The following is a 6,394-nucleotide window of genomic DNA, read 5'->3' on the forward strand; positions in this document are numbered from 1 at the left end:
AAGGCTTATTTAGTATCTATATACACCTTAGCACCCAAGGTAAACGATTAATATACAAGCTGAGTGAAGAAGTCAAACTGACGTGGAGGGGCCGCAAACAAAGGCGTGACTGGCTATGCATAAAAGCTGCATAAGCCAGCCAGAAAGTTACTCGTAGCTACGCGGACGCTTGGTTTTAATAATAGCGATATAGCCGTGCCAACTGGCGTAACTGAGCAGTGGCATAATGACTATAAAACCCGCAGTGCCGGTGATGAAGCCAAGCAAAACCAAAGAGACAATACAGGCGCACCACACCACCATTGCACCCACATTGTTTCGCACTGCATTCATTGAGCTCACCACCGCAGTCATAATATCAACGCGACGTTCCATCATAATTTGCGGAGTAAAGGCAGAGATGGCGAATACACTTACCAGCAGCACGCCGCCAATAATAGAGCCTAAGGTTAGAAACGCGCTCAGCTCTTCCAATGTAGGGTTAACGGTGTTGGGATAAAGCGCATGCACCAAAGCGGCCAAGCGCATCCACACTATCATGACGACCATCAAGAGTACGGCAAAACCCCACTCCCCTGCGGGGTTACGAAACATAGATTTGAGGCTATGGCGAAATGTTGGGGTGTGCCCTTTTTCCAACTCCCACGCCACGTCGTAGAGGCCGGCCGCAAAGGCTGGTCCAACGAGGGCAAAGGCGACAGCAGCAGGCAAAATGACCAAATGCGACTGACTAGAATAAACAAAAAACAACAGCGCAGCGGGGATAGCGGTAAACACTAAACCATAGACTAGGCTCAACAGCGGTGCCCGAGCCATATCTTTAAACGCCAACGCTAACCAATGTAAAGGAGCAAAGACGCTCACTTTGTTACACTCAAAGCAACGAGCAAATTCACTGCGGCTCGAAGCACTAGAAGAAAGCCCCATAATTTATCTCCTATGATACATTCAATTAACATCTAGTTGAGATCTACTCAGTTCGCAAGCTAGGGGATCACTTGTATCGGACATTTGTCCTTATTGGCATGGACCGCAACACCGCAGCATGGCACCTTTAAAGGCACTATTATGCGTAAGATAAATCAGAGGCTTACATGAAAAAAATGTTTCACCTTGGCATCACTAAAGAAGACATTGCAGGGGCAACCTTGGCCATTATCCCCGGCGCTCCTGAGCGTGCAGGCGTTATAGCAGAGCAGCTTGAGCAATCACGCTGTCTTGCCAAGCATCGCGAATTTCACGTTTATTTAGGTCAGTTAGCGGGTCAATCTGTGGTGGTGTGCTCAACCGGTATTGGTGGACCTTCTACGTCCATCGCCGTTGAGGAACTCGCGCAGCTAGGCGTAGATACCTTTTTACGAGTGGGGACCACAGGAGCCATTCAGCCGCACATAGCCGTGGGAGATTTATTGATCACCCAGGCCTCTGTGCGTTTAGATGGGGCGTCGCACCACTTTGCGCCAGCCAACTACCCCGCAGTGGCCAACTTTGAAGCCACCGCCGCCCTAGTGAAAGCATGTCAGGATAGCGATATCACTCATCACGTTGGCATTACCGCATCCAGTGATACCTTTTACCCTGGGCAAGAGCGTTATGACACCCACAGTGGTTATGTTCCCACCCACCTTCAAGGGTCCATGCAGCAGTGGCAAGCGCTTAACGTGATGAATTATGAAATGGAGTCTGCCACCTTACTGACCATGTGCAGCGCATTAGGGCTGCGCTCAGCGTGCATCGCCGGAGTATTAGTCAACCGCTGTGAAAACGAGATACCCGACGTGGATATCTCGGCTGTTGAACAAAGTGCGATAGATCAGGTTATTGCGGGAGCACAGCTGCTGCTTAGTAATTCGTAATTAAATTGCGCGTGCGGAGCAAGTTGAGCCAACACTGTTTTGCTTGCTCCAAGGTGTGATTTGCCCGCCTGCTGCTCCAATAAAGTCACCGCTGTAATAGCGCTAAAATCGACTTCTTGATTGGCCAACACAATTTGGCTTAGCGCCGCTTGCATGGGTGAAAAGCTAGGATTAAACGCGGCATTCTCCATATAACGGCCAAAATAACTCGCGCCTTCATATTCAATGGCTACCGCCGCTTTCCCACCACTGTAAGGGGCATAGCTTTGCGCAAAATGGTGGTGTAATGAGCGGCTCTCATCATGATGGCTAGCAGCATTACCCAGCAAGGGCTGCTCTACCCCCAAATCAACTGGACCAAAGGCTTGAGGCAACAACTCGTTCAAGGTCGTTGACTTATCACCTATGATTATAGCGATGTTCTTCGCACCTTTGAACTCATTAATAAATTGACGGCAATGCCCGCATGGTGCGGCGCTGATATAGATGTGCTCAATCTCTGTTGCGCCGTGTAGCCAGGCATTATGCAATGCGCACTGCTCTGCATGGGTGGATACCTCTAACCCCAAGCCTGCTAGCTCAACATTTACACCGACTGCATAAAACACGTCACCTTGGCTATTTTTTGCCTTAACAAGCGCGGCGACATGAAATGACGAAATGGGCGCCACCGCCCATGTTTGGGTTTGCGCTAGCAGCCAATTGATGGTGTCTTTAAAAGAGGAGCCCAGCGCCTGCTGAAGTTCTTTGAATTGCTGCTCAGAGGCGATACCGCCTTGGCGTTTTAGTTCTGCGAGTAACCCTGTAACCTGCATGTTCAGGCCTGTTGTTATTTTTTGGGCTTGGGATACTAACCTAGCACGAAAGTGGGCGCAACCAATTACGTGCCTGCTCCTGGCAATCAAAGTTTCTCACCCTGACCCCAAGCTCTCGTACTTTTTGCGTCACCAGTTCATGCATAAAACCCTGATAACTAACCACCCGAGCAATACTCAACTGGCCGAGCAATGGCGCTAGCTTGTTGCACACATCAATGAACTCATCCTTAGCATAAGCATGTTCAAATTCGCGTACATCAATTAACACCGCTTTCGCATTGTAACTATTGGCGAATTCAATAATGGCATTGGCGTTATTTAAAACATCAATTGATTGCGCTTTACCGCGCATGGTTGCGCAGACAATATTTTCTTCAGCGCAATAACTTAAACTCGCAACAACAGAGTTAGCCATGTCGTTCTCTCTAATAAATACAGATACAACAAAGGCACAAGTTCGTTTGCACTAGGAGGGCAAAAGTGGAAGCGGCTCAGCCATCATAGCCAATGTATTGACCTTAGACCTGGAGCTTTGCGTGGAAACTCTTTCGAGCACCGTGCCTTTATTCTGAGCAGGCCATAATACGTAAATTAGAGCTTTTATTCAACTAAACTGAATAATCGCCACTCTGCGCTGCGATCCGCTTTGACCCCGTTATTATCGCTAACACCGAAATTCGTTTTACTGTTTGCAGACGCCTCAACTTTTCCTCATAGAGACCTATCATCCATACAACCAATTAGATCCAAGCTTAATAAAATGATGAATAGACGTTTCATGCTTTCCTAGGTAGATGATGCTTCACTATGGAGCACATTAAGCTTGGCTAAAAATAGCGAAAGATTCAGCACCAGACACGCTTTATTCGTCTCATACATCATTGATTTATGTTAGGTCACTTTCAACGCAACCGCCCAATCTGCCCATGAAATGCTTCGACCAGGGAATGCAACTTTTGAAAATGGCCAATCTTTTTTTAACCAATCAAAGACCGTGTGGTAAAGCGCTATGTCTAGAGCAATAGCATCGTCTCTAACCCACAAATATACTTCACAATCATATTTGGGTGACTGGCTAGGGTCTATGTAAACAGAACCGAGGCATGTATCTTTTGAGTTATTGAACACTGAATAAGCAAACGCTACTCGCGATTCAAACTCTCGTTTATGAACCTTCAGGCTTTCAGTGTTCTCTTCGAGAGTCATCGATGGTTTAGGCCATTCGGACTCTGGCCCGAAAACCCCTTGCAGCCTTTGCTGACTGGACACCACAGCGTCAAAGTCTAATTCAGCAACCGCCTCTTCAAGCACTCTTAAATGAAAAGATTCAGTGTCAAAACGCTTAGGCGCCTCGAAATTATCAGGAATAAAGGGCTCAAACATACTTAGAACAATTCATGGCTTTTTTTTAAGCCGCATTAAGGGGAGCCGGCACGCAATAAAAAAGCTGGAACACAGCGCCATAAACACTATTTTGGCTCTGGTAATACTGGCGGAGTACTATCCATATAGGTTAAGAAGTGTGCCCAAACCTCATGTGTCCTTTGCCTAGTTAGCTTAGTTTCACATGAAATAGCCATAACATCACGAATTGTACCTTCACGCCATTTTGTGTAGATAGAGCCACAATGGGAATCAACATAGATTTGCCAGTCATTTTGAGCAACTTTTATAGCTTCAACTAACTCAGAATCATAAGAATTGTGATCAATACTTGCGTCCAGATACTTCGATAACTCTGCTTTTGCTGAGTTCAGTTCAATTATCGCGCAATCATTAATTTGCCGGGTGCTAACCGCATTATCACAATCGTAAACTGCTTCCTCAGCCATAGCGGTAGCTGTGAATGCAAAAGCAGGTAGAGCCAATAACATACGTTTTTTCATAATATTCCTCGAAAGCACATAACACCTGCATAAGGGGCTGATAATAGTGCACTAAGATGTGTAGTGAAGCGAAACCGAGCAAACTGTTACGAAACCAATTTTAAAACCCTTATTAGGTATTTAAACTAGTTAACAAACTAAGCACCAATCAAAAACGGTACATGGTTTAATTTTATGATGTTCATCTAGTTCATATTTGATTTTGAACTGCAAGCATCAATAAAATCTTGAGGTTCAATCACTATTACTTGTCTATTTTTTCCAACTTTTTTCTTTATCGCTTTACGGTCAAAAACAATGGTACAACCTGCATAATTCGTCGCCTCAACCTTAGATAAATTTTGATCCATTTTGTCAGTGAACAGTGATGATTGTTCATATTCCCATATACTATTTTCATTCGCTTTAATTGGTTTCATTTCCAAAAAATGAGTGCCGTACTCGTTAACGAAAGTAAGCTTCACCGTAATAACGTCGTTGGTTTCATTTATAATATTCCCCCAGTAAACATTTGAACAGGCACTGAGCAGGGTAGTCGTCAGTACTACCAGTAAATATTTATAGGTTTTTATTAGTCTTTCCATAGGATTTCAGAACTCCATATTAAGCGTTTTATATCTATCAGGTGTAGATGATTCTAAGGAGCTACAACGCCAACCACAGCGGAAAAACGGAGCAAAGCCCATTTGCGGCAAAGTGAGCGCAGCGAACCGCAAATGGGCGACGTGTAGTTTTTTCAGCTGCTGGTTATTGTTAAATGGAATTCGCACAGCAATCGCGTCAACTTAGTTACGTCTCCAGTGAACAAGGCGCCCTAGTTGATTAACGACCAACTCACCAGAGGTAATTGAATGAACCCGTATAACAGATTTCTTTTCATCAGTTTCTGCATTTAAAACGCTAATTTTCAGGTCATTACATGAAAATTTCAACTTACTTGGATTCGTGAAGCCGTCGCTATAAATTTCAAACGAGTTATCTCGTGAAAATTTCCAGCGCATATCTCCGATTCCTGTCGTTGATCGCTTTCCATCTGTACCATGCTGCCACCAAGAAGCTTTCCAATTACCATAAATTTTAGAATCGCAATTATCAGAAACTTCCAACGACTGTGTTTCTTCTGTATGTTCTATAGTAACCACTTCAGGCTCAATTTCTTCTTTTCTTAAAATAATTTCTTCTTGAGATTTCGCTGCCTCACAGGGAGTGGATTGATAAGCAATGTTTCCTGCATCATCAACACACTTATAAACGCCCGCATAAACACCTTGCGAACTACAAAGAAGCATCATACTTAATACAAACTTCTCACCGCCTTTTAACCTAAAAATAATATTTTCTTTCATCTTCATCCATAATCCATGAGTGTCATATATGTTATCTATCTGAATCCTGAATCCATGAGTGTCATATATGTTATCTATCTGAATCCTGGCCAGCGTGAAACTCTCGACTGGAACCCCGGACGGTCATCTTAAGAAGAATGCCTGATTTTCCCATTGAGTCAACTCGTGTAAGGCAAGTGAGTTAGCCAAAATCAGGAGAACGTTTGCCAAAGCCAGGGAAGCAACTGGTATCACTCGAAGCAACGCCCTAGCACCACTGCGTTTCGCGCTGTTACGAAGAGCATTTCTCTGTGGTGACGACAATCATGGTAGTAGCTTTGAACATCGTAGAGGCTGGATCGAGGTATTAATGTGGGTGTCCTATTAGTATTATGCACGACTAGCTATTGAGCTAAGTAACTCTGAATGTTCTTCATCTGTTGCGGTGCGCTCCCGAACCAATAAAGGTACAAGCACGATCGCAGCGGCAATAAATTTAGTCATATCTG

Annotated in this window: 8 protein-coding genes and 1 riboswitch; of the genes, 1 reads left to right on the forward strand and 7 read right to left on the reverse strand. The window is 44.6% G+C overall.

All coding sequences use genetic code 11. The annotated features are described in order from the left end of the window. Positions 1–147: 147 nt before the first annotated feature. Positions 148–927, reverse strand: coding sequence for a DUF2189 domain-containing protein (locus EXT46_RS09860; RefSeq protein ID WP_022944402.1), 780 nt, complete (start codon positions 925–927; stop codon positions 148–150). Between the two features lie 167 nt (positions 928–1,094). On the opposite strand from EXT46_RS09860, the gene udp reads away from it, so the two are divergent. Then, positions 1,095–1,856 carry a uridine phosphorylase gene (gene udp, locus EXT46_RS09865; protein ID WP_053909303.1) on the forward strand — a complete coding sequence of 254 codons (762 nt, stop codon included), beginning with the start codon at positions 1,095–1,097 and terminating at the stop codon, positions 1,854–1,856. Here the strand turns inward: udp and cdd are convergent. From cdd to EXT46_RS09895, 6 genes are all read right to left on the reverse strand, one after another. Beyond that, on the reverse strand, positions 1,814–2,671 hold the full coding sequence (cdd, locus tag EXT46_RS09870; protein WP_130146998.1) for a cytidine deaminase: 858 nt from the start codon (positions 2,669–2,671) through the stop codon (positions 1,814–1,816). The genes udp and cdd overlap by 43 nt on opposite strands. A 40-nt stretch (positions 2,672–2,711) precedes the next feature. Then, the gene (locus EXT46_RS09875) at positions 2,712–3,089 is read right to left on the reverse strand and encodes a hypothetical protein (protein WP_130147000.1); all 378 of its coding nucleotides are present in this window, start codon (positions 3,087–3,089) and stop codon (positions 2,712–2,714) included. Positions 3,090–3,156: 67 nt separating this feature from the next. After that, positions 3,157–3,246, reverse strand: a riboswitch (cyclic di-GMP riboswitch). Between the two features lie 319 nt (positions 3,247–3,565). Next, positions 3,566–4,057 carry a hypothetical protein gene (locus tag EXT46_RS09880; protein ID WP_130147002.1) on the reverse strand — a complete coding sequence of 164 codons (492 nt, stop codon included), beginning with the start codon at positions 4,055–4,057 and terminating at the stop codon, positions 3,566–3,568. A gap of 86 nt (positions 4,058–4,143) precedes the next feature. Beyond that, positions 4,144–4,560 carry a lysozyme inhibitor LprI family protein gene (locus tag EXT46_RS09885; RefSeq protein ID WP_130147004.1) on the reverse strand — a complete coding sequence of 139 codons (417 nt, stop codon included), beginning with the start codon at positions 4,558–4,560 and terminating at the stop codon, positions 4,144–4,146. Positions 4,561–4,745: 185 nt separating this feature from the next. Next, positions 4,746–5,144: a hypothetical protein gene (locus EXT46_RS09890; protein WP_130147006.1), complete on the reverse strand. Its 399-nt coding sequence runs from the start codon at positions 5,142–5,144 to the stop codon at positions 4,746–4,748. Between the two features lie 201 nt (positions 5,145–5,345). Next, positions 5,346–5,906 carry a DUF4124 domain-containing protein gene (locus tag EXT46_RS09895; protein ID WP_165381102.1) on the reverse strand — a complete coding sequence of 187 codons (561 nt, stop codon included), beginning with the start codon at positions 5,904–5,906 and terminating at the stop codon, positions 5,346–5,348. Positions 5,907–6,394: the final 488 nt, after the last annotated feature.

It is taken from the genome of Pseudoalteromonas sp. CO325X (assembly GCF_004208955.1).
Taxonomy (GTDB): Bacteria; Pseudomonadota; Gammaproteobacteria; order Enterobacterales; family Alteromonadaceae; genus Pseudoalteromonas; species Pseudoalteromonas ruthenica.

Bases quoted from the DNA above. Each gene is read 5' to 3' on its own strand.
- EXT46_RS09860 (WP_022944402.1), bottom strand. From the start codon at position 927: ATGGGGCTTTCTTCTAGTGCTTCGAGCCGCAGTGAATTTGCTCGTTGC.
- udp (WP_053909303.1), top strand. From the start codon at position 1,095: ATGAAAAAAATGTTTCACCTTGGCATCACTAAAGAAGACATTGCAGGG.
- cdd (WP_130146998.1), bottom strand. From the start codon at position 2,671: ATGCAGGTTACAGGGTTACTCGCAGAACTAAAACGCCAAGGCGGTATC.
- EXT46_RS09875 (WP_130147000.1), bottom strand. From the start codon at position 3,089: ATGGCTAACTCTGTTGTTGCGAGTTTAAGTTATTGCGCTGAAGAAAAT.
- EXT46_RS09880 (WP_130147002.1), bottom strand. From the start codon at position 4,057: ATGTTTGAGCCCTTTATTCCTGATAATTTCGAGGCGCCTAAGCGTTTT.
- EXT46_RS09885 (WP_130147004.1), bottom strand. From the start codon at position 4,560: ATGAAAAAACGTATGTTATTGGCTCTACCTGCTTTTGCATTCACAGCT.
- EXT46_RS09890 (WP_130147006.1), bottom strand. From the start codon at position 5,144: ATGGAAAGACTAATAAAAACCTATAAATATTTACTGGTAGTACTGACG.
- EXT46_RS09895 (WP_165381102.1), bottom strand. From the start codon at position 5,906: ATGAAAGAAAATATTATTTTTAGGTTAAAAGGCGGTGAGAAGTTTGTA.